Annotated in this window: 20 protein-coding genes; 5 read left to right on the forward strand and 15 right to left on the reverse strand. The window is 73.2% G+C overall.

What is annotated here, in order from left to right; translation table 11 throughout:
* Positions 1 to 112: 112 nt before the first annotated feature.
* From ACFC02_RS07755 to ACFC02_RS07765, 3 genes are all read right to left on the reverse strand, one after another.
* Positions 113 to 1393: a DUF4185 domain-containing protein gene (locus tag ACFC02_RS07755; protein ID WP_376353648.1), complete on the reverse strand. Its 1281-nt coding sequence runs from the start codon at positions 1391 to 1393 to the stop codon at positions 113 to 115.
* Between the two features lie 351 nt (positions 1394 to 1744).
* Positions 1745 to 3157 (reverse strand): serine/threonine-protein kinase, encoded by a 1413-nt coding sequence (locus ACFC02_RS07760; protein ID WP_376353650.1) that lies wholly within the window; start codon positions 3155 to 3157, stop codon positions 1745 to 1747.
* A 445-nt stretch (positions 3158 to 3602) separates the two neighbouring features.
* Positions 3603 to 4514 carry a serine/threonine protein kinase gene (locus ACFC02_RS07765; RefSeq protein ID WP_376353653.1) on the reverse strand — a complete coding sequence of 304 codons (912 nt, stop codon included), beginning with the start codon at positions 4512 to 4514 and terminating at the stop codon, positions 3603 to 3605.
* 208 nt (positions 4515 to 4722) lie between these two features.
* Here ACFC02_RS07765 and ACFC02_RS07770 point away from each other — a divergent pair, with 208 nt between their 5' ends.
* Positions 4723 to 5142 (forward strand): DUF3151 domain-containing protein, encoded by a 420-nt coding sequence (locus tag ACFC02_RS07770; protein WP_360971316.1) that lies wholly within the window; start codon positions 4723 to 4725, stop codon positions 5140 to 5142.
* A gap of 164 nt (positions 5143 to 5306) precedes the next feature.
* Here ACFC02_RS07770 and fbaA read toward each other — a convergent pair whose 3' ends face one another.
* The 8 genes from fbaA to ACFC02_RS07810 all read right to left on the reverse strand — a co-directional run bounded on the left by fbaA (position 5307) and on the right by ACFC02_RS07810 (position 13683).
* Positions 5307 to 6338: a class II fructose-bisphosphate aldolase gene (gene fbaA, locus ACFC02_RS07775; RefSeq protein ID WP_376353657.1), complete on the reverse strand. Its 1032-nt coding sequence runs from the start codon at positions 6336 to 6338 to the stop codon at positions 5307 to 5309.
* Positions 6339 to 6518: 180 nt separating this feature from the next.
* Positions 6519 to 7067 (reverse strand): orotate phosphoribosyltransferase, encoded by a 549-nt coding sequence (gene pyrE, locus ACFC02_RS07780; RefSeq protein ID WP_376353660.1) that lies wholly within the window; start codon positions 7065 to 7067, stop codon positions 6519 to 6521.
* Positions 7068 to 7077: 10 nt separating this feature from the next.
* A complete protein-coding gene (locus ACFC02_RS07785) occupies positions 7078 to 7866 on the reverse strand; it encodes an aldose 1-epimerase (RefSeq protein WP_376353662.1) in 789 nt (262 codons plus the stop codon).
* Between the two features lie 244 nt (positions 7867 to 8110).
* On the reverse strand, positions 8111 to 9166 hold the full coding sequence (locus ACFC02_RS07790) for an SRPBCC domain-containing protein (RefSeq protein ID WP_376353665.1): 1056 nt from the start codon (positions 9164 to 9166) through the stop codon (positions 8111 to 8113).
* A gap of 61 nt (positions 9167 to 9227) precedes the next feature.
* Positions 9228 to 9905 carry a response regulator gene (locus ACFC02_RS07795; protein ID WP_376353668.1) on the reverse strand — a complete coding sequence of 226 codons (678 nt, stop codon included), beginning with the start codon at positions 9903 to 9905 and terminating at the stop codon, positions 9228 to 9230.
* The gene (locus tag ACFC02_RS07800) at positions 9902 to 11071 is read right to left on the reverse strand and encodes a sensor histidine kinase (RefSeq protein ID WP_376353671.1); all 1170 of its coding nucleotides are present in this window, start codon (positions 11069 to 11071) and stop codon (positions 9902 to 9904) included. Before ACFC02_RS07800 ends, ACFC02_RS07795 begins: the two co-directional genes overlap by 4 nt.
* 324 nt (positions 11072 to 11395) lie before the next feature.
* The gene (locus ACFC02_RS07805; protein WP_376353674.1) at positions 11396 to 13066 is read right to left on the reverse strand and encodes a polyamine aminopropyltransferase; all 1671 of its coding nucleotides are present in this window, start codon (positions 13064 to 13066) and stop codon (positions 11396 to 11398) included.
* An 89-nt stretch (positions 13067 to 13155) separates the two neighbouring features.
* Complete coding sequence (locus ACFC02_RS07810) at positions 13156 to 13683, reverse strand: DUF2617 family protein (protein WP_360971339.1); 528 nt, start codon at positions 13681 to 13683, stop codon at positions 13156 to 13158.
* A gap of 846 nt (positions 13684 to 14529) precedes the next feature.
* Between ACFC02_RS07810 and ACFC02_RS07815 the strand changes: the two genes are divergently transcribed.
* A complete protein-coding gene (locus ACFC02_RS07815) occupies positions 14530 to 15717 on the forward strand; it encodes a pyridoxal phosphate-dependent aminotransferase (RefSeq protein ID WP_376353678.1) in 1188 nt (395 codons plus the stop codon).
* Positions 15718 to 15841: 124 nt separating this feature from the next.
* Positions 15842 to 17023, forward strand: a complete 1182-nt coding sequence (locus ACFC02_RS07820; RefSeq protein WP_376353681.1) for a hypothetical protein — start codon at positions 15842 to 15844, stop codon at positions 17021 to 17023.
* Positions 17024 to 17038: 15 nt separating this feature from the next.
* Here the strand turns inward: ACFC02_RS07820 and ACFC02_RS07825 are convergent, their stop codons facing one another.
* Both ACFC02_RS07825 and clpB read right to left on the reverse strand, forming a co-directional pair.
* A complete protein-coding gene (locus ACFC02_RS07825; RefSeq protein WP_360971347.1) occupies positions 17039 to 17575 on the reverse strand; it encodes a YbjN domain-containing protein in 537 nt (178 codons plus the stop codon).
* Between the two features lie 219 nt (positions 17576 to 17794).
* Complete coding sequence (gene clpB, locus ACFC02_RS07830) at positions 17795 to 20392, reverse strand: ATP-dependent chaperone ClpB (protein WP_376353685.1); 2598 nt, start codon at positions 20390 to 20392, stop codon at positions 17795 to 17797.
* Positions 20393 to 20508: 116 nt separating this feature from the next.
* Between clpB and ACFC02_RS07835 the strand changes: the two genes are divergently transcribed.
* Complete coding sequence (locus tag ACFC02_RS07835) at positions 20509 to 20928, forward strand: pyridoxamine 5'-phosphate oxidase family protein (RefSeq protein WP_376353688.1); 420 nt, start codon at positions 20509 to 20511, stop codon at positions 20926 to 20928.
* Between the two features lie 158 nt (positions 20929 to 21086).
* Here the strand turns inward: ACFC02_RS07835 and ACFC02_RS07840 are convergent, their stop codons facing one another.
* A complete protein-coding gene (locus ACFC02_RS07840; RefSeq protein WP_376353690.1) occupies positions 21087 to 21422 on the reverse strand; it encodes a hypothetical protein in 336 nt (111 codons plus the stop codon).
* Between the two features lies 1 nt (position 21423).
* Positions 21424 to 21609 (reverse strand): hypothetical protein, encoded by a 186-nt coding sequence (locus ACFC02_RS07845; protein WP_376353693.1) that lies wholly within the window; start codon positions 21607 to 21609, stop codon positions 21424 to 21426.
* Between the two features lie 170 nt (positions 21610 to 21779).
* Here ACFC02_RS07845 and ACFC02_RS07850 point away from each other — a divergent pair, with 170 nt between their 5' ends.
* Positions 21780 to 22724 (forward strand): helix-turn-helix transcriptional regulator, encoded by a 945-nt coding sequence (locus tag ACFC02_RS07850; protein ID WP_376353696.1) that lies wholly within the window; start codon positions 21780 to 21782, stop codon positions 22722 to 22724.
* The last annotated feature ends 23 nt before the right edge of the window (positions 22725 to 22747 follow it).

Consider the following 22747-nt stretch of genomic DNA (forward strand, 5'->3'; position numbering starts at 1 on the left):
ACCGCGCCCGTCACGGGCCGCACGTGACCGTGGCGGGGTCCGTCCTTCACGGGTCGCACGTGACCGTGGCGGGGCGCGCCCTGCACGGGCCACCCGTGGCGGGGCGCGCCCTTCACGGGCGGATCCCGTCGAACTGGAGGGCCCAGTAGGGCGGGCTGCCCTGCTGCCCGTTCCACTGGGAGACGATCAGCGTCAGCGACGTGGCGCTCGCGCTGCCGGGGTGGATGTACCCGCCGTACAGGAAGGGGACCTGCGGCCTGCCCCAGTGGCTGGGCGGGAAGGTGTTGTTGCCGACGATCTGCGGCACCGGCGCGCTCCACACCGCGTCGGGGCGCGGAGCGGTCCGGGTGCAGATCGCGTAGTCGTCCACGTCGAAGTAACTCATGCAGTACGTCGACCCGATCCGCTTCACCGAGAACTCGCCGATGTTGTTGCCGGTGAGGATCGGCGAGGGGGCGGCCGCCGTCGTCCAGCGCCAACCACCGTCCACGTAGGCCCAGTTCTGCTGCGCGCCGAAGTTGCCGGCGCGGAAGTCGCCCGGCTGGATGCGGAACAGCTGGATCGCGCCCCCGTCGGCGGCGTTGCGGTGGCTGCCGTTCCAGCGCTTGGAGAAGACGTACAGCCAGCCGTCGGGGTCGATGCCCGCGAACGACCACATGCCGTACATGGACTGGTTGACGCCCTGGACGTCACCGGCCCAGTGGTACGGGTAGTCGGTCCAGGTCACGCCGTGGTCGTCGGAGTAGGCGACGCCCGACATCAGGGAGCCGTCGCGGCCCGCGTCCGGGGTCCAGGTGTTCACGGAGGTGTACTGGAGGTAGGTGCGGCCGCCGAACTCGATGCAGTCGTTGGGGATGCGGCTGAACTCCCAGCCGTGCCCGTTGTCCTGCTGGTGGCCGTAGTCGAAGAGCTGCCGGGCGGCTCCGCCGGTGGGCATCGCCCAGGTGAACGAGATCGGCGTCTGCCCCGAGGCGTCGAAACGGTCCTGGTTCAGCATGAGCGGGGAGCCCAGGTAGGCACCCGTCTGCTGGATGCCGGCCCACGAGTCGCCGAAGACGTAGCCCCATGTGCCGTCGTGTTCGCGGTAGTAGGGGATCGCCAGGTCCCCGGAGCCCAGGCCCTGGGCGCTCGCCGAGTCGCCGGGCCGGTCGCACAGGGAGGCGCCGCTCTGCTGGACCCGTGCGCCGGTACGCGCTCGGGGCGCGCCGTCGCGGGACGCGGCCGCGGCGGTGGTGGCGGGGACGGCGGCCAGGCCCGCGCCCAGGGCGATCCCCAGGCCGGCGGTGAGCGCGGAACGGCGGGAGGGCTCGGGCGCGCCGGCCCGGCCGTACGCGCTGTACTTGCCGGGACGGCTGTGCTGGTTGCTGGGCTGCGGACGTGGCTCGTCGGCCATCGGTCGGACCTCCGGTGGGGGTACGGGTCGGAGCTGAGCCCGGATCGGGCCGCGTGGCCCACCGCCGGTGCGTGCGGGACGGGTTGACCGGCGGGCAGGCGCGACGCGGGATCAAGTGAGCGGGCCGGTACGGACGGTAGCGGTGGGGGTGGCGGGGAGGGCATCCGGAACGATCCGGAGTGACAGGAACCTGCTCCCGACCCGGCTTCCGGTCCGTGCCCCTGGCCCTGCTTCCGGTCCGTGCCCCCGACCCGGCTACCGGTCCGTGCCCCTGGCCCGGCTACCGAATCCGGCTCCCGGTCCGGCTTCCGGCCCGGCCCCGGTCCGGCTTCCGATCCGGCCCCGGCCCGGCTACCGCGCGGTGGTCGGGCGCGGGCAGGCCGGGACCGCCGGGCGGTCCTTGGTGCGTACGGCGGGCAGCCATGCCGAGGGACGGGCGGAGCCGTGCGGGAGGCGCACCTGGAACCACTGGGCCGACCGCTCGTCCGCCTCGTCGACGATGGACGTCCCGCGGTCCAGCCGGCAGTCGACGGCGAGGACGTCCCCGTTCCACACCCGGGTCGGGACGACGTTGTCGATGGTGTACGGCCGCAGCGGGTCGATCGCGAGACCGAGACTGCACTGCGGGGACCGGTCCGCCCGGCCCCGGCAGCGCTGGTCGGCGTTGAACACCCGGACGCTGCCCGCCGGCCGGTCCGCCACCGCGGCCTGCCGCCCGGCCGCCTCGTCGCGCCCGGCGAACGCCCAGACCGCCACCCCTGCCCCCACCGCCACCGCCACGCCCACGGAGACGGAGACGGCCGCGAGCGCGCCGCGCGGGCGCCTCCGCGCGCCGCGGTCGGAGCGGGGACGCGCGCCGCGGTCGGAGCGGGGGCGCGCGGGGAGCGCGGGGCGCCGCTCGGCGATGCGCCGCAGCAGGCTCTCCGCGGTGTGCCCGGCGCGGGCCGCGTGGGTGGGGGCCAGGCAGTCGGCGACCAGTTCGCGCCAGAACGGCGGTACCGCGTTGTCCATGCGCAGCGGCGCCCGACCGGCGGCGTACTCCTGCGCGGCGGCACTGCGCGCCGCGGGTGTGGCACCGGGGAACGGCGAGGCGCCGCGCGCGAACACCTCGTGGATCAGGATGCCCAGGGCCCACACGTCGGCGCTCGGCCGGACCCGTACGCCGTGTTCGCCGACCGGGGCCCTCCACCGCTCCGGCGGGAGGTAGTCGAGCGTGCCCATGGGCGGGGCGTACCCGTGGGTGCCGTGGGCGCCGGTCAGTTCCGTGGCCAGCCCGAAGTCGGAGAGCCGGGCCGAACCGTCCGCTCCCAGCAGGACGTTGTCCGGCTTGAGGTCCCCGTGCACCCAGCCGGCGCCGTGCAGGTGCGCGAGGCCCTCACAGACCTCGCGGACGACCCGGGCGGCCTCGGCCTCGCCCGGCCCGGTGCCGAGCAGGTCCCGCAGGCTGCGCTCGGCCCGTTCCATGACGAGCACGATCGCTCCGTCCAGCGCCGGGTGGTCCGGCGCGGTCAGGACGAGGGAGTCCAGTACGCGGATCAGCCTCGGGTGGCCGGCCCGGCGCCCGAGTTCCAGCTCGCGGCGGGCCGTCTCCGCGACCTTCCGGGCCTGACGCGGGGCGAGTCCGGCGGTCGGCAGCACTTTGAGCGCGACAGTTCCGTCACCCGCGCCCCGCTCCCGGCCCGCACCACGCCCCCGACCCGCGCCCCACTCCTGACCCGCGCCCCACTCCTGACCCGCGGCGCGCTCCTGCCTCCCGCCACCCACCTGCCCCGCGCCGCGCTCCGCGCCCCCAACGCCGTTCCGGATAGCCCCGTCACCGTCCTGGACAGCCCCGTCACCGTCCCGGACAGCCCCGTCACCGTCCCGGACAGCCCCGTCGCCATCCCTGGCAGCCCCGTCACCGTCCCGGACAGCCCCGTCGCCATCCCTGGCAGCCCCGTCACCGTCCCGGGAAGCCGCATCGCCGCCGGGGGCAACCGCGCCGCCGTCCCGGGAGCCGAGGGCGGGGCGGCCCGCGTAGACCGTGGCCCAGCCGCCCGTGCCGATCGGCTCCACGACCTCCCAGCCACCGATCCGGAAGCCGCGCGGCAGCACATCCCCGCCGTCGCCACCACCGTCACCGCCGCCGCTCCCCCAACTGCCGTCCGCCCCGCTCACCGTGCGCGCCCGCCGCACCGGCGGCCGTCGCCGCGGCCCGCCGCCCGCCGTGTCATCCCGCCGTCCGCCGGAGGCGTCCGCCCGCCCCGCCGCGGGGCGGCAGGAGCGCGAGGTGTTCCTCCCGGACGAGCCCGAACCGCAGCGCGACGCCGACGATCGCCTCCCTCTTGCCGTTGCGTCGGTTGACCCGGGCGGGGTCGTCCTCGTCCGGGACGTCGACCCGGATCTTCTCCTCGGCGAGGTAGTCGATGTGCGAGCTGACCGCGCGCGCGGTGAGCCTGGCGCAGGCGGCGTGGCCCCTGAGCCGTTCGACGATCTGCGGGGTGGTCGGCACGGCGACCGGTGACTCGTCCCGCAGCCGCGGTTCGCACAGGGCGACCAGCACCAGGAAGTAGGAGGCCGTCTCGTCCAGCGAGTACGCCATGACGGTACGGCTCTCCCAGGGGCTGCTCCGGCCCCCCCTGCCGTCCGGGCCGTCCAGGCCGTCGGCGTCGAGGTAGACGTGGTCGGGCGCGAACACGTGGAAGGCCACGGTGGTGTCGCGGCGGGTGGGCAGCACGACGCGGGCGAACTCGAACGGAATGGGCGCCCCCGCCCGCCGGGGCGGCACCCTCAGGTACTCGCCCGCCCCCTCCGGGTTCTCCACCAGATAACTGTGGGTCGTACTGAAGTTGCTGAGCTGCCAGTGGTCGTCGGTCACGCGGATCTCCCCGGCCAGCCGCGAGATCGCCGCGTCCACGAGACGCAGCTCGACGGGGACCGTCGCCGATCCACGGCCGAAACGCGCCACCTCTCCCGGGCCGAGCCGCAGGGTCAACCCCCGGTCGAGCCTTCTGCCGAACCCCCGGTCACCCGGCCCTCCGCCACCGCCCGGCCGCACGCCACCACCGGACCCTCCGCCACCGCCCTGCCCACGGCCGCCGTCCGTACCGCCCGGCGGCAGATGAATCACGATGCCGCTCACCGCCCCCGCCTCCCCCACATGTCAGCAGCTGTCGCACGCCGTCACACCCCGTCGCACAGGAAGCTACCCGTCCGTCACGGGCGGCCCCGCTCGACTTTGGCCATTTTCGTGCGGCCGGATTCGGCCCCTTACGGGAGGTTCCGTACCCCGAGGCGGCATCCCTGCGGTGGCATCCCGACGGCGGGCCGCCGGGTGGCAGACTGCTTCCATGACCACGCACAAGAACCTGCTGGGCGGCCCGGAGCCGACCCGCCTCCCGGAGAACGAGGAGGCGTACCGCCTGCTGGGCGAGGAGTCGAAGTCCCCGGCGGAGGTCGCCGCCAAGGACCCGACGTTCTCGCTCGCCTGGGCGATGCTCGCCGACGACGCCTTCGAGGAGGGGCGGGTGGTCGAGTCGTACGCGTACGCGCGCACCGGCTACCACCGCGGCCTCGACCAGCTCCGCCGGGCCGGATGGAAGGGCCACGGCCCCATCCCCTGGGACCACCGGGCCAACCGCGGGTTCCTGCGCTGTCTGGCCGCACTCGCCCGCGCCGCCGGGGAGATCGACGAGAAGGAGGAGGCGGCGCGCTGCTGGCAGTTCCTTCAGGACAGCAGCGCGGAGGCGTACGCCGAACTCAAGCGCTGACGCCGCGAGCCGGACGAAGCACCGACAACACAGCGAGCCCGTCGCCGAAAGGCGCGGGCTCGCTGGTGCGTCACGGCACTCGGTGCTCGGTACTCGGCGCGCGGAACGCGGCACGCCGCAGAGCGCGGCAAAGCGCAGGTCGCGAAGGCGCGCGTGGACGCGGGTTACTTGATCCTGGTGCCCGTCGAGCGCAGGTTGCCGCATGCCTCGACCACGCGCGTGGCCATGCCGGCCTCGGCCAGCTTGCCCCAGGTGCGCGGGTCGTAGGTCTTCTTGGAGCCGACCTCGCCGTCGACCTTCAGGACGCCGTCGTAGTTCTTGAACATGTGGTCGACGACGGGACGCGTGAAGGCGTACTGGGTGTCCGTGTCGATGTTCATCTTCACCACGCAGTTCTCCAGGGCGGTGCGGATCTCGTCCTCCGTGGAGCCGGAACCGCCGTGGAAGACGAAGTCGAACGGCTGGCTGCCGGCCGGGCGGCCGTACTTCGCCGCGACGCCTTCGTTGAGGTCCTTCAGCAGGTCGGGGCGGAGGACGACGTTGCCCGGCTTGTAGACGCCGTGGACGTTGCCGAAGGAGGCGGCCAGCAGGTAGCGGCCCCTGTCGCCCAGGCCCAGCGCCTCGGCGGTGCGGATCGCGTCGTCGACGGTCGTGTACAGGGAGTCGTTGATCTCGTGGGAGACGCCGTCCTCCTCGCCGCCGGTCGGGGTGATCTCGACCTCGAGGATGATCCTGGCGGCGCGGGCCTGCTCCAGCAGTTCCTGCGCGATCGACAGGTTGTCGGCGAGGGTCTCGGCGGAACCGTCCCACATGTGGGACTGGAACAGCGGGTTGAGACCGGCCTCGACGCGCTTCTTGGACAGCGCGAGCAGCGGACGCACGTACCCGTCGAGCTTGTCCTTGGGGCAGTGGTCGGTGTGCAGCGCGACGTTGACCGGGTACTTCTCGGCGATGATGTGCGCGTACTCGGCCAGGGCCACGGCACCGGTGACCATGTCCTTGCTGTACTGGCCGCCCAGGAACTCGGCACCACCCGTGGAGATCTGGACGATGCCGTCGCTCTCCGCCTCGGCGAAACCGCGCAGGGCCGCGTTCAGGGTCTGCGAGGACGTCACGTTGATGGCCGGGTAGGCGAACTTGCCTGCCTTCGCCCGGTCGAGCATCTCGTTGTAGACCTCGGGGGTTGCGATGGGCATCTGTCCGCTCCTTGTATGTGCGGGGTGCGTTCTGCGTACTTACGGCCCTGACCTAGGGAGTGACGTCATCGTCGGCCCCATCTTCGCAGACGGAGCCGAATGCTTCGGACACCCTGTCCAGCCTGTGAACTCCGGGTCGCGCGGCCCGCGCCCCGCCCGCGCCGCGGCGGCGGACGCGGCTCAGTCCAGGCCGAGGTCGTCCTTCGAGTACGCGAACACGTACGGCACGCCCGCCCGCTCGGCGATCGCCTCGGCCGCGCCCGTGGCCCGGTCGACGATCGTGGCCACCGCGACGACCTCCGCGCCGGCCTCCCGCAGCGCCTCCACCGCGGTCAGCACCGAGCCGCCGGTGGTGGAGGTGTCCTCGACGGCGAGCACGCGGCGGCCCGCGACCTCGGTGCCCTCGATACGGCGCTGGAGACCGTGCGCCTTGCCCGCCTTGCGCACGACGAACGCGTCCAGCGTCCTCCCGCGCGCGGCGGAGGCGTGCAGCATCGCGGTGGCCACCGGGTCGGCGCCCAGGGTGAGGCCGCCGACCGCCTCGTAGTCGAGGTGGGCGGTCAGGTCGAGCATGACCTGACCGACCAGCGGGGCGGCCACGCCGTCGAGGGTGATGCGGCGGAGGTCGATGTAGTAGTCGGCCTCCTTCCCCGACGACAGGGTCACCTTGCCGTGCACCACGGCCTTGTCCTTGATCTGCTGCAGCAGCTCGCCGCGTACGTCGCTCATGGCAGTCAGCTTAAGCGCGGCGCCAGGCCCAGGTGGTCGTGGCCTCCAGCGGTTCCAGGGGGGTGACCTGGCGCGGGTGGGTGTTGAGCCCGTCGGGCGGGCCGGTCTGCGGCTCCACGCACACCGCGGCCTCCTGCTCGTCGTAGACGACGACCCACTCCTCGGGGCTGGTCACCTTCAGCTCCAGCTGCCCCGGCCAGGTGAGGGTGACGTCGACGCCGCCCGGCATGCCGAAGCAGTCGTCCCAGGGGCCCGGCCGCGGGTCGATACGGTGGCCGGTGGGCAGGTGGTCCTCGCCGCGCTCCTCCTGCCAGGCGGGCTCGAACGCGAGGCGCGCGTCCTGCCCGCCGAGGTTGCGCCGGAACCACGGGTGCCAGCCGATCTGCGCCGGGAAGGAGGAGTCGTACGTCTCCACGGACATCGACAGCGTCAGGGCGTCCTCGGTCAGGGCGACCACCTGGGTGACACGGCCGGGGTAGGGCCAGGGGTCGACGAGGTCGTACGTCAGCACCGCCTCGTCCGCCGAGGCGCGGGCCGTGCGCCAGGCGCCGTCGCGGGCGGTGCCGTGAATGGCGTGCGGCGGGGAGTTGAGCGGCATCTGGTGGACGGTGGCACCGTCCCGGAACCTGCCCTCGCGGATCCGGCCGCACCAGGGAACCATCGGGAAACACCCGAACCGGTCTCCCTGGCGGAGCAGTTCGAGCCCGCCCACCCGGAGCCCCCCGATGCGGCCCCCGTGGCCCGGCCGTACGGTCGCTTCCGCGTCACCCGCGGTCAGCGTGATGTCTTCGTCACTCACGCGACGAGGCTACTGGTCCGACCAGGCCCAGGTGCCCGATCAGGGGGCGCGCTCCAGTGCGGGTCGGCCGGGAGTGTGGTGGGGGGACCCGCTCACCCGCGGCGGGGCCCCGGTTCAGCTCCACCACGCGCGTTCCGGTTCAGCTCCGCCGCGCGCGGCCCGGTTCAGCTCCGCCGCGCGCGACCCGGTTCAGCTCAGCTCCGCCGCGCGCGACCCGGTTCAGCTCCGCCGCGCGCGACCCGGTTCAGCGGCGGCGGCGCAGGGCGCGGCCCACGACGATCGCCGAGGCCACGACCAGGGCGGCGGCGGGGGCCGCCCAGCGCAGGGTGGGGCCCGCGGAGACGGTGAGCGGGGCGGGGACGGGGGCGTACCGGCCGCGCGGAGGCGCGTGGTCGACCTCCTCCGCGCTGCGTCCGATCATCGTCCGCCGGGCGTGCGCCGCCTCGGCCGGAGGCTCGGCGGCCTCGGTGAAGTCCTCGGTGGGGCCCTCGTCGGCGGGGGCGGCGCGCCCGCTCTCCGCCTCGTCGGCCGGTTCGGCGCCCTCCTCGCTCTCCTGCGCCCCCTCCTCCTCGTCGTCGGTGAGCGGGTCCAGGGAGGGCGGAGGGACTTCCGTGTCGAAGACGGACGCGTGTCCGGCCGGGGGCGGGGCGGGGGCGTCGGCGGCGCGGGGGCCCGGGGGCTCCGTGCCCGCGTCCTCTTCGCCCGGTGTCTGTGTGTCCCCGGCCTCCGTCCGCGCGGCCCTCGTGCCGGGAGCCTCGGCGGGCCCGGGTGGTGGGGCCGGGGAGTCCTCGGCGTCCGGGGTGGCCTCGAAGTCGCCCGTGGCAGACGGGGCGAAGTCCTCCGTCGCGAGGGACTGCGCCGTGGACTGCGCCGTCCCGGCGGTGGCCGCCGCCAGGTTCTCCGCGAAGCGGTTCAGGAGCCGGGTCACCGCCGTCCGTACGGCCTGCGCGTCCAACGCGGCGACCCGGCCGCCGCCCGACGCGCTGCCGCCGAAGACGAGGGCCGTGCCCTCGTCGGTGTCACGCAGGCGGAGGGTGAGCGCGAGTTTCACCGAGCCGGTGCCGCGCGCCTCGGCCGCCTCGCCCTCGACGGCGTACCCGCCGTCGTCACGGGCCAGGACGCGCAGGGTGCCGCGGTAGGTGATGGAGTGGCCGCCGATCCGCACCTTCAGGCGGCCGGCGACGGGCTCGCTGCCCGCCTCCTGCTGGAGGCCGGGGACCGCCCGGGCCACCTGCGCGGGGTCGGCGAGCGCCGCCCGCAGCCGCCGGGCCGGAACCGGAACGAACACCTCGTGCTCCATGTCAGCCGAGACTACCCAGTGCCGCGCGGGATTACCCTCCCCCGGGCCCCTCGTCGGGAAGTCAGCTCCCGTCCCCCGGGCGGACCAGGCCCGTCTCGTAGGCCAGTACCACTGCCTGGGCACGGCTGGCCAGGCCGAGTTTGGTCATCGTGCGGTTGAGGTGGGTCTTGACCGTGGCCTCGCTGATGAAGAGGCGTTCGGCGGCCTCGGCGTTGGTCAGGCCGCGGGCGACCAGCCGGAGGACCTCGCCCTCCCGGGAGGTCAGCGAGTCCAGCCCGGCCGGAGTGTCGGTGGGCGCGGGCGGGCTGTCCGTCCGCTCCGTGAACGCCTCCACCAGCCGCCGGGTGACCACGGGCGCGAACAGGGAGTCCCCACCGTGCACGGCGGTCACCGCGGCGAGCAGGCGCTCCGGCCCGGCGTCCTTGAGCAGGAACCCCGCCGCGCCGGCCCGCAGGGCGCCGTACACGTACTCGTCGAGGTCGAAGGTGGTCAGGATCAGGATGCGCGGCGCCGGGTCCGGCGCCCCGGCGAGGATCCGCCGGGTCGCCTCGATGCCCGTCATCCCGGGCATGCGGATGTCCATGAGGACCACGTCCGGCCGGGTCCGCGCGCTCGCCGCCACCGCCTCCGCCCCGTCGGCGGCCTCCCCGACGACCTGCATGCCGGGGGCGGCACGCAACAGCGCGGCCAGTCCGCTCCGTACGAGGAACTGGTCGTCCACCACCAGCACGTCGATCATTCGGCGACGGCGTCCCCCCGGCGTGCGCTCTGTTTCGGCGGCGGCGTCGGAAGGGTCAGATGCACGCCGTATCCCCCCTCGCGTCGCGGGCCGACGACGATCGACCCACCGTAGAGCTTGGCGCGCTCGCGCATACCGATCAAGCCATGGCCCCCGGGTCCGGGGATTGTGGCCGGATCCGGTCCGTCGTCGGTGACCGATACGTCCAGCTCGCCCGGGAGGTAGCCGAGTTCGACCACGGCGTGCGCGCCCCGGGCGTGCTTCAGCACGTTCGTCAGGGCCTCCTGGACCACGCGGTAGACGCACAGCTGCACGCCCGGTGACAGGGTCCTGGGGACGCCGCGCACCCGTACCTCGACCCCGACGCCACCGGCCCTGACCCGCTCCACCATCTCCTCCAGGCGGTCGAGGCCGGGGGCCGGCTCGGTGGCCGCGCTGTCCTCCTCCGTGCCGTCCACACCGTCCGCGCGCAGCAGGCCCAGCATGCGTCTCAGCTCCGCCAGCGCCTCGCCGCCCGCGCTGCCGATGGCGGTGAGCGCTTCGCGCGCCGTGCGGGCGTCGGTGTCCAAGACGAAGCGGGCCAGGCCGGCCTGGATGTTGATGATGGCCATGTGGTGGGCGACCACGTCGTGCAGTTCGCGCGCGATCCGCACCCGTTCGACGGCGACCTCGTGCCGGGCCCGCCGAGCCTGTTCGGCGCGCAGCCGCACGGTCAGCTCGGCACTCCTGCGGGCGACGTGGCCGAACCGCCACAGGACGAGGGGGTAGCCGACCGCCTGGCCGACGACCGAGACCATCGTGTCGCATCCGCTGACCACTCCCGCGTAGACCCAGGTCCCGCCCAGCAGGGCGGCGCAGGCGGCGGTGGTACGGGTGGGACGGGTGGCGGCCACCGTGTAGAGGGCGACCATGGCGGCGGGCGAGTCCACGACCGGCCAGTGGCCGAGGCCGACGTAGCCGATCCAGCTCAGGTGGACGAGGAGGAGGACGGTGACGGGGGCCCCGCCGCGCAGGGCCAGCGGCAGGTTCGCGAGGGCGACGAGGGTCCAGGCGAGGGGGTCGAGCGGTGGCCATCCCTGCGCGGCCGCCTCGGCGCCGAGCAGACACGCGACGGTCGTCGGCACCAGTGCCGTCAGACCGTCGACGGCGCGGGGGTGGATCCGCATCGCCGGAGCGTAGTCCCCGGGCCCTGGCCGCCGCGTCCCTCTTTCGCCGTACCGCGAAAGTTGCAGGGGCCGGGCGCGGCTACCGCACAGGTTGACGGCGGGATCCACCCGCCGCGGGATTCCACAGCGCTCCGGGCGCCCATAGGTTCGTGCGGCGACGGCGGCGCGGGGAACCGGACGGGGGGCCGCCCGACGGGGGACGCCTGGAGGTGCGGCGGCCGGTCCCGCTCCCGGGGGGAGAGGGGGACCGGCCGCCCGCCCCCGCGCCCCGCCGGTCCGCTTCCCCCGCCTCGTCTTCCGTTCCCGTCGCGCAGGAACGTTGCGTCAGCCCGCGTACCGCGGATGGACGAGGGTCGAGGGCGGCAGGCCGGGGACGCGGGTGCGGGCCGCGGCGCGGGCGTCCGCCGCGAGGGTGGCCGCGCTGAGGGTGCGCGGGCGCGGGGCCCGGCGGTCCAGGGCCAGGGCGGGCGGTGTGCGGGCGGCCAGGACGAAGCCCCAGTCGCGGGGCGCGCGGGCCGCGCCGGTCGTGCGGTCGGGGCCCGCGGCGAAGCCCGAGTCACGGCCGCTCACCCGGTAGGGCACCGTCCGCAGTCCGGCCGCGCGCACGGTCGCCTCCACCGTCCAGAACACGCGCGGGCGCGCGGAGAACGGCCCCGCGTGCACCGCCAGCCGTCCGCCGGGCGCCAGCGCACGCCGCGCCAGGCCGTAGAACTCCTGTGCGTACAGCTTCGTGCTCGCCGTGATGCCCGGATCCGGCAGGTCCTCGATCACGACGTCGTACGCCGACGCCGGTGCCCGGCGCAGCCAGCCGAAGGCGTCGGCGGTGCTCACGTGGACGCGCCGGTCGCCGTACACGTGGCCGTTCAGCCGGGACAGCGCCGGGTCGGTACGGGCGAGGCGGACGACCGCGGGGTCGAGTTCGACCAGGTCCACCCGCTGGACACCGGGGTGGCGCAGCACCTCGCGCGCGGCGAGGCCGTCGCCGCCGCCGAGGATGAGCACGCGCGCGTGCGGGCCGGTCATCGCGGGGTGGACGAGCGCCTCGTGGTATCGGCGCTCGTCCTGACCGGCGACCCGCAGCCGCCCGTCCAGGAAGAGGTCCAGCGGGCGGCCCGGGGTGCCGCCGGTCAGGACGACCTCCTGGACGCCCGTCTGCACGGCCACCCGCACGTCGCCGCCGTACACCGCGTGCCGCGCGGCCCGCTCGAAGTCGCCGACCATGACGGCGGCCGACGCCAGCAGGCCGAGCACGGCGAGGTTGGCGAGGAGCAGCAGCCAGCGGGCGCGCCGGGTCAGGTCCCGGCGGAACAGCCCGAGGACGAGGCTGCCGCCGGCCACCACGTTGACCGCGCCGGTGAGCAGCGCGCCCGTCAGCTGGCCCAGCAGCGGGAGCAGCAGGAAGGGGAAGGCGAGGCCGCCGACGAGCGCGCCGACGTAGTCCGCGGCGAACAGGTCGGCGACCGCGCCGCCCGCGTCCTGGCGGCGGATCCGCTGGATCAGCTCCATGAGCAGCGGCACCTCGGCGCCGATCAGCAGCCCCATCGCGAGCGAGAAACCGACGAGCAGGCAGCGCGGGCCGTTCGCCCACAGGCCGCCCCAGGCGCCGGTCCAGGCGAAGACGGCGTAGAGCGCCATGGCGCTCAGGCCGCCGACGAGGGCGAGGGTCGCCTCGATCGCGCCGAAGCCGATGGCGGCGTGCCGGCGCAGCCGCTTCGCGGCGAGCGAGCCGATGCCCATGGCGAACACCATGACGGACAGCACGACGGAGGCCTGGGTGACCGAGTCGCCGATCAGGTACGAGGCCAGGGCGACCAGTTCGAGTTCGTACACCAGGCCGCAGGCCGCGCAGACGAAGACGCCCGCGAGGACGAGGAACCGCCCGGTCCCCGGCCGGACGGGCAACCGGACGGGGCCGCTCCGGGACGACACCGGACAGGACGGGGCCGGGCGGGGCGGGGCCGGGCGGGGCGGGGCCGGGGCGTGCGGTTCGATCACGACTGCGACGTTACGTCACTGTTGTGGCACGCAGCGTCACCCACACGTGTGGAAACGGGAGTTGCCCGCGCGGTGGGGTCCGGCCGCGTTCAGTCGACGGCGGCCGGGGCCGGCCGGCGTGCGCCGACCCGGGTGCGGGTCGCCACCAACTGGCCGTCCTGCGGGTAGGCGTGCCAGGTGCGCCAGTGCACCTGGCCGTCCTGCCGCTGGGCCAGCATCGCGGTGAACGCGTGCGGGCTGCCCGGGAAGACACCGGCGAGGCCGTGCGGGTGGTCGGAGACGAGGGCGAGCAACTCCTGGGCGCGGCCCGCGAAGGAGCCGGGAGTGAGTTCCTCGACGCGCGCGGCGAACTCGTACTCCCAGTCGCCGACCCGCTTGGCGACGCCGAGGGGAAGGGGCGTGCTGGATCCGGCGATGCACGCGACCGTCTCCGAACAGGCGCCCCGCTCCTCCTCCACGAGAACCTGGTGGGAGGCGCCGAGCAGTCTCAACTGGAGTTTCACCCCGGACATTTCGAGGTCGAGCACGGCCAGGGCGGGCAGCGGCTCGCGCCCCAGGGCCCAGGCGAGGTCGGCCGCGCGCGTATCGGTGTAGGAGGTGTTCAGGGTGGTGAGCATGGATCGGCTCCGCTAGCACGCAGAAGAGAGGAGGGTCGGGACCCGGCGCACCCCGGTCGGCACGGGGAGGACGGCCCGTCACCCCGGTTCGGAACCCGGTTCAGAACCAGTTCGGAAGAGGTGTGGAGGATGTCCTGGGGGCTGCGTCGGCGAGGTAGAGCGAATCATGAACAGCGGCGCCGCCACAGCCTTTTTACCCAACTTCGTAGGGTTTCCATCCCTCAGAGGGCCTACCTGCTCAACTGTTCAACCACGGCGTGCGCCACGGCGCACAGAGGGGCGCGCGTCTCGGCGCGCCGGACCGCACACCGGAACGGCACATCCCGCTCACCACCAGGCGCCGCCGCCCGGGTCAGCCGCCCCCGCACCCGCCGCCGCACGACGAACCCCCGCCGCACGAGGACCCGCCGCCGCACGACGAACCCCCGCCGCACGAGTTCCCCCCGCAGGAGTGATGCCCCCCGGAGTGGTGTCCACCGGAGTGATGCCCCGACGAACCGCCGCCCGACGAACTGTCCGACGACGCCCACCAGCCGGCACCCCCGGCGCTCCCGCCGCCCGCGCTGTACGACCCCGCCCGCCCGCGCTTGGTCAGCCGGACCCGGCCCGCGCCCCGGCGCCTGCGGCGCCCGGCGGAAACCAGGCAGCCGGCCACCGCCATCGCGACCAGCGCCATGAGGACTGCGAAGACCATGGCGTCACGCTCCTTCCGATCCCCCGGGACGCTCCCCCGGAGGTCCCCCGAAACGGCCCCCCGTGGGCGCCTCGCTCGTTGCGTGACCGGGAGATGCCCGGACGCCACCTCGGCCAAAGCACACTTGAGGAACTCCAGAGCTTGAGCGCAGGATGTCCCGCATGACCTCCAGCGCACGCCCGTTCCTCAACCGCAGGCTCGCCGAGTTCGGGACGACGATCTTCGCCGAGATGTCCGCCCTGGCCGCCTCGACCGGGTCCATCAACCTGGGACAGGGCTTCCCCGACACCGACGGCCCCGAGGAGATCCGCGAGGCCGCCGTGCGGGCGCTGCGCGAGGGACGCGGCAACCAGTACCCGCCGGGCCCGGGCGTCCCCGAGCTGCGCACGGCCGTCGCCGACCACCAGCAGCGGCGTTACGGCCTCTCCTGGGACCCGGACACGGAGGTCCTGGTCACGGCGGGTGCCACCGAGGCCATCGCGGCGGCCCTGCTGGGCCTGCTGGAACCCGGGGACGAGGTGGTCGCCCTGGAGCCGTACTACGACTCCTACGCGGCCTGCATCGCGATGGCGGGCGGACGCCGGGTGCCGGTGACGCTGCGCCCGCACGACGGCGCGTTCCGGCTGGACCTCGACGAGCTGCGCGCGGCCGTGACCGACCGGACCCGGCTGCTGCTGATCAACACTCCGCACAACCCGACCGGTACGGTCCTCACCCGCGAGGAGCTGGCGGCCGTCGCGGAACTCGCCGTCGAACGCGACCTGTTGGTGATCACCGACGAGGTGTACGAACACCTGGTCTACGACGGCACCCACCACCCGCTGGCGACCCTGCCCGGCATGCGCGAGCGCACCGTCTCCATCTCCTCGGCAGGGAAGACGTTTTCCTTCACCGGCTGGAAGGTCGGCTGGGTCACGGCCGCCGCGCCGCTCGTCGCCGCCGTCCGCAGCGCCAAGCAGTTCCTCACGTACGTCAGCGCGGGCCCGTTCCAGTACGCGATCGCCGAGGCGCTGCGCCTGCCGGACTCCTACTTCGACGGCTTCCGCGCCGACCTGCACCGCAAGCGCGACCTGCTCGGCGAGGGCCTGCGCGCCGCCGGCTTCCAGGTGTACCAGCCGCAGGGCACGTACTTCATCACCACCGACATCACCCCCTTCGGCGAGAAGGACGCCTACGCCTTCTGCCGCGCCCTGCCCGAACGCTGCGGCGTGGTCGCCATCCCGAACTCCGTCTTCTACGACGACCCGGACGCCGGCCGCGCCCAGGTCCGCTTCGCCTTCTGCAAGAAGGAGGAAGTCCTCCAGGAGGCCACCGCCCGCCTCCAGGGCCTGGCGTCCTGACCCGGGTTCCGTCCCGGTCGGGGCCACGTCGCCCGGGCGCGTTCGAATGTCCGGGGGACGGCGGCTTCCGCCGACCGGCCGAACAACCGCAGCCTGCGTCCGCTTCGTCCCGCAGTATGCCGATGTGACCAGTGTCAGCACCCTGCCACCGTCCCCGCCCGCCGCCGAGCCGGACACCGCACGGAAGGCCCTGCTCCGGCCCGCCGTCACGGCCGCCGCCCTGTTCGTCGCGGTCCGGGCCGCCGGGGCTGCGGTGCTCGCCGTGACCGCGTGGACGCACGGCAGGCACCCCGTCGCCCTGCTCGCCCGGTCCTGGGACTCCCCGTGGTACCTGCGGATCGCCGCCCACGGCTACGGCTTCGTCGAGCGCCCCCGGCCCGGCGTCGTCCACGACGACCTGGCGTTCTTCCCGCTGTACCCGGCACTGATCCGCTCCCTGCGCCTGCTGACCCCGCTCAGCGGGGGCGGCGCCGGGCTGGTGGTGGCCTGGTGCGCCGCCGCGGTGGCCGCCGGCGGGATCTACGCCGTCGGCGCCCGGCTGCACGGACGCGCCGTCGGTACCGCCCTCGCCGTGCTGTGGGGGCTGCTGCCGCACTCGGTCGTGCTGTCCATGGGCTACAGCGAGCCGGTGCTCACGGCCTGCGCCGCCTGGGCGCTGTACGCGGTGCTCGCCGGGCACTGGGTGCGCGCCGGCGCGCTGGCCGCGCTGGCCGGCCTGGCCAGGCCCAACGGGCTGGCCGTGGCGGTCGCGGTGCTGGCCGCGGCCGGCGCGGCGGTGTACCGAAGCCGGAGTCGTGTTTCCCACAGGCTGTGGACGGGCGCCGCGCTGGCCCCGCTGGGCTGGGCCGGCTACGTCCTGTGGGTGGGGCACCGCACCGGTGACCCGCTCGGCGGATACCTGCGGTTGCAGCGGCTGTGGGGCTCCCGCTTCGACTTCGGGGTGGGCGCCCTGCGCTTCGTCAAGCACCTGCTGCTGCACAAGGAGGCGTTCCTGTTCTTCGGCGCGCTGACGATCGTCGCCGCGGGCCTGCTGCTGTACGCGCTGCTCGTGCTGGACCGCGCGCCCCTGCCCCTGGTCGCCTACAGCGGCGCGCTCCTGGTGGTGGCCTGCGGCGGCTCGGGCTTCTTCCAGTGCAAGCCGCGCTTCCTGCTGCCCGCCTTCCCGCTGCTGCTCCCGCTCGCGCGGGTCCTGGTGCGCACGGCGAGAGCCCGGCCCTGGCACGCGGCCGTTCCGGCCTGTGCCCTGACCGGGCTCTCGTTCGCTTACGGTGCGTATCTGCTGGCGATCACGCACACACCGCTGTAGGCGGCTGGGCGGCTGTCACGCCTCGGCGTCGCCGTCCTCCGGCCCGTCCGCCTCGCCGCCCTCGCCCTCCAGGCCGAGCTGCTCGATGAGCCAGCGGTCGAACTCCAGCGCGGCCCGCACCCAGCTGACCGTCGAGGAGACGAAGTGCTCGATGCTCACGCCCATGCCGATCAGCATCTGCGCCTCGCCGATGAGGCGGACGGTGCCGTCGTCGTGGGTGTGCGTGTAGACCTTGGGCCACAGGGTGCGCCGGTTCCAGTCGTCGATGGCCTCCAGCAGCTGGGGCTTCTCGTCGATCTTGTGCGGCCGGTCGTAGAACGTCCGCACCGAGAAGACCTGCTGGTCGTCCTCGCCACGGAACATGAAGTACGTGCGGAACTGCTCCCACGGCGCGACGAGGTCACCCTCCTCGTCGACGAGGTGCTTGAGTTCCATCTGGTCCAGGAGCTGCTTCACGAGGTCCTGATCCGGGACGACGGGGCCCGCCGGTCCTTGGGACTGCGGCTCGGGCTGGCCCCCGAAATTCGGAATCGAGGACGGGTCGATGCTCACCGTGTTTTTCCCTTCGTACGGATCCTGCCATCCTCCACCATGCGGGGCGGGGCGTGGCAAGCCCCGGCGGTCTTGTCAGCCCTGGGCTGACACGATCCGGCCGGACGGGTGGCCGCCCCGGCCGGACCGTCCCCGGCCGGACGCGGACGGGCACGCCCGCCATGGCGCGCGAAGGCCCGCCACCGGGCGGGTGGCGGGCCGTCGCGCGCGGTCGGCCGGTTACAGCGTCTTGCCGGTCGCGGGGCCCACCAGCAGCCCCTCGCCGAAGCGGTCGACGCGCACCGTGTCGCCGTCCTTGATCTCGCCGGACAGGATCTCCTTGGCGAGGCGGTCGCCGATGGCGGTCTGCACCAGGCGGCGCAGCGGCCGGGCCCCGTAGGCCGGGTCCATGCCCTCGTCTGCGAGCCACGCCAGGGCCTCGGGGGTGACGTCCAGGGTCAGGCGCCGCTCCGAGAGCCGCTTGGCGAGGCGCTCGATGGCGAGCTTCGCGATCCGGCTCAGCTCCTCCTTGGTGAGCGCGGAGAAGACCACCAGGTCGTCGAGGCGGTTGAGGAACTCCGGCTTGAAGGAGGCACGGACCACCTCCAGGACCTGTTCCTTCTTCTCCGCCTCGCTCGTCACGGGGTCGACCAGGAACTGGCTGCCCAGGTTCGAGGTCAGCACCAGGATGGCGTTGCGGAAGTCGACCGTGCGCCCCTGGCCGTCGGTGAGGCGGCCGTCGTCGAGCACCTGGAGGAGGATGTCGAAGACCTCCGGGTGGGCCTTCTCCACCTCGTCGAGCAGGACGACGCTGTAGGGGCGGCGGCGGACCGCCTCCGTGAGCTGGCCGCCCTCCTCGTAGCCGACGTATCCGGGCGGGGCGCCGACCAGCCGGGCCACGCTGTGCTTCTCGCTGTACTCCGACATGTCGATGCGGACCATCGCCCGCTCGTCGTCGAAGAGGAAGTCGGCGAGCGCCTTGGCCAGTTCCGTCTTGCCGACACCGGTCGGGCCGAGGAAGAGGAACGAGCCGGTGGGCCGGTCCGGGTCGGCGATGCCGGCGCGGCTGCGGCGTACGGCGTCGGAGACGGCCCGCACGGCCTCGGTCTGCCCGATCAGGCGCCTGCCGATCTCGTCCTCCATGCGCAGCAGCTTCTGCGTCTCGCCCTCCAGCAGGCGGCCCGCCGGGATGCCGGTCCAGGAGGCGACCACGTCGGCGATGTCGTCGGGGCCGACCTCCTCCTTGACCATGGTGTCCTTGGCGGCCTCCTCCTCGGCGCGCGAGGCGGCCTCCAGTTCCTTCTCCAGCTCCGGGATCTCGGCGTACAGCAGCTTGGAGGCGGTGTCGAAGTCGCCGTCGCGCTGGGCGCGCTCGGCCTGGCCGCGCAGGTCGTCCAGCTTCTCCTTCAGCTCACCGACCCGGTTGAGGGACTGCTTCTCCTTCTCCCAGCGTGCGGTCAGGCCACGCAGTTCCTCCTCCTTGTCGGCGAGGTCGCGGCGCAGCTTCTCCAGCCGGTCGCGCGAGGCGGCGTCGGTCTCCTTGTCGAGGGCCAGCTCCTCCATGCGCAGCCGGTCGACGGCGCGCTGGAGTTCGTCGATCTCCACGGGCGAGGAGTCGATCTCCATACGGAGCCGGGAGGCGGCCTCGTCGACGAGGTCGATGGCCTTGTCGGGCAGGAAGCGGGAGGTGATGTAGCGGTCGGACAGGGTCGCGGCGGCCACCAGCGCGGAGTCGTTGATCTGCACCTTGTGGTGGGCCTCGTAGCGGCCCTTGAGTCCGCGCAGGATCGCGATGGAGTCCTCGACGCTGGGCTCGGCGACCAGCACCTGCTGGAAGCGCCGCTCCAGGGCCGGGTCCTTCTCGATCCGCTCGCGGTACTCGTCGAGCGTCGTCGCGCCGACCATGCGCAGCTCACCGCGGGCCAGCATCGGCTTGAGCATGTTGCCGGCGTCCATGGCGGAGTCGCCGCCGGCGCCCGCGCCGACGACGGTGTGCAGCTCGTCGATGAAGGTGATGATCTGGCCGTCGGAGTCCTTGATCTCGGCCAGGACGGTCTTCAGCCGCTCCTCGAACTCGCCGCGGTACTTGGCGCCCGCGACCATCGCTCCGAGGTCGAGGGCGACCAGCCGCTTGTCCTTCAGGGACTCGGGCACGTCGCCCTTGACGATCCGCTGGGCGAGCCCTTCCACGACGGCTGTCTTGCCGACGCCGGGCTCACCGATGAGGACCGGGTTGTTCTTCGTGCGCCGCGACAGCACCTGCACGACGCGGCGGATCTCCTGGTCCCGGCCGATGACCGGGTCCAGCTTGCCCTCACGCGCCGCAGCCGTGAAGTCGGTGCCGAACTTCTCCAGGGCCTTGTACTGGCCCTCGGGGTCGGGTGTGGTCACCCGGCGCCCTCCCCTCGCCTTCTGGAACGCCTCTTGCAGCTTCTTCGCGTTCGCGCCCTGACCGGTGAGCACCTCGCCGGCCGCGCCGCCCTTCGCGGCGGTGCCGATCAGCAGGTGCTCGGTGGAAAGGTAGTCGTCGCCCAACTCCCGCGCCCGGTTCTGCGCGTCCGCGATCACGGCCAGCAGCTCGCGGTTGGGCTGCGGCGGCGCGACGGTGGACCCGGTCACGCTGGGCAGCGACGCGAGGACCCGTTCGGCGCCCGCACGCAGGGACGCCTGGTCGGCGTCGACGGCCGACAACAGGTCGACGATGTTCTCGTTGTCCTGACCCTCCAGCAGCGCGAGCAGCAGGTGGGCGGGGGTCAGGTCGGGGTGTCCCCCGGACACGGCCCGGTTGCCGGCCGCCTGAATGGCGTCCCGGCTCCTGTTGGTCAGCTCGGCGTCCACGGTCGCTTCTCTCCTCCTCGGCGTCAGCGGTCTGCCAGTCTCCCAGTACTGACTCAAACAACGTGCACAAAGTTGAGTCTATTCCACTCAAGGCGCTCGCCGCATACATTCTTGCCATGGCCACCACGACGTACACCCTCGACCCGGGGGCTCCCGACGTGCCGTACCTCACCTTCTGGCGGGAACGGCATGTGTGCACCCTGACCACTCTGCGCCTCGACGGCACACCGCACGTCGTGCCGGTCGGCGTGACGTACGACCCCGAGGCGCGGCTGGCACGGGTGATCACGAGCAGCACGAGCGCCAAGGCGAGGAACGTGCTGGCGGCCGGGGAGGACGGCACCCCCGTGGCCGTGTGCCAAGTGGACGGCCGGCGGTGGGCCACGCTGGAGGGACGCGCCCGCGTCCGCACGGAACCGGAGCGGATCGCCGAGGCGGAACGCCGCTACACCGAGCGCTACCAGCGCACCCCGCGGCACAACCCGCTGCGCGTGGTGATCGAGATCGAGCTGACCCGGGCGCTGGGCCGCGGCTGAGCGCGAGCGCGACCAGGGGCCTTTTCCAGCCAGAGCAGAAAAACGGCGGTATCCGCGGAAATCCCCATGAAACTGCAGCGGCGTCACCGTGTTCAGGTCACGGTGACGCCGCTGCGGGGGGAAGCACCTGAGCGATCTGTTACGACGGGGGAATCGCGTCAGGCACTGCGGGGGGTGGCTGAGATGGTCCTGATGTCGGCGGGCTCCGGCGCCACCTGCCGGTGGTCCCGCTGGTCCAGGTTCACGAAGATCATTCCGTATCGGATGGCACACCGTACGGGCTGCGGCGCCCCCCGAGGACGCCGCAGGCACCGGAAGGCCCGTACGTCACCGTCCTCGTCCCGCGTCACGACGACCGGCTCTCCGAAGACGGTCACCATCAGCGAGTCACCACTGTGGGGGATGGCGGTGATCAGGTCGATGAAGTGCCAGCCGGAGCGGTAGGCGGTGGCCATTTCACGGCGGAAGGAACGGTCGTCGGGTGGTGTGGTCACATCAACTCCCGGCTCCATCTGTCGCAGCGGCGCCATTGCCCGAGGTGGTGGAGTTCACGGCCACCGACGGCCAGGTGCTGTTCGCCTGAACATCACTCTTCGCACCGTGGATGCCACTCAGCGCGCCGAGGGCCACAACGGCGGAGAAGGCGGCGACAAGCACCGAGCGAAGCAGTTTGTTACCCATAATCGGCTTCGTCCTCACTTGAAGGTCCCCTTTTCCCCCGTCACGTACGACGATGGCTCATTCGGGCACGTCATGGCCACACAATCGGTGCATCATGTTCCTGCATGTTCAGGACCCTGGGGGGTGGAGATTTGACTACGAATCACATAAATCCGACACATCCCCATGCGATGAGCGAGCTGTGCGGGGACGGCAGCCGCCTTTACGCGGCAGCCCTCCGTGCGGGACGTATCGCCCGCACGGAGATAGAACCGGCACCCTGTCTGATCGAGTTCGCCCTGCTCCATCCCGATCCGGACGACCCGGACTGGCTGCGCCCCGTGCCCCCGGCACTCGCCCTCGCCCAGCGGCTCAATCCCATCGAGCGGGAGATCACCGAACGCCGCCGGGCGGCCGGCGACCTCGCAGACGTCTTTGAGCCGTTCATGGCCCTGAGCGCCCAGGCCACCTCCGGCGGCGACTCGATCACCGTCCTGGAGGGCGGCGAGCGGATCAACACCGCGCTCAACCTCGCCACGGCACAGTGCCGTACCGAGATGCTCACCGTCCAGCCCAGCGACCGCGTATCCGAACGCAGCGTGCTGCGCGGCCTGGAACGCGACCGCCCCCTGATCGAGCGCGGCGTCAGGATCCGCACCCTCTACCAGCACACCGCACGCTACAGCCAGGAGAAGCTCGCCTACGCCGCCCGGCTCGCCGACGGCAAGGTGGAGTACCGCTCCATCGACGAACTGGTCGAGCGCCTCATCGTCTGCGACGAGACGGTCGCCTTCATCCCCACCAGGGACGACCAGCAGGTCGCGCTGGAACTGCGCCACCCCGGCCTGGTCCGCTACCTGATCAAGGTCTTCGAGTTCATGTGGAGCCGCGCCGTCCCGCTGAGCGCCGGCACACCCTACGAGACCGCGCCCGACGGCATCACCGAGATCCAGCACTCCATCGCCAAACTCCTCGTCGAGGGCCACGTCGACGAGGCCATCGCCCGCCGCCTCGGCATGAACGTCCGCACCTGCCGCGCCCACATCGCCAAGCTGGCCACCGCCCTGGGCAGCGGCAGCCGCGCCCAGCTCGGCTTCCTCATCGCCCAGTCCGGGATCCTCAAGCAGGAACCCTGAAACCCAAGGCGGGCGCACGGTCG

This window comes from Streptomyces sp. NPDC056160 (genome assembly GCF_042268205.1).
Taxonomy (GTDB): domain Bacteria; phylum Actinomycetota; class Actinomycetes; order Streptomycetales; family Streptomycetaceae; genus Streptomyces.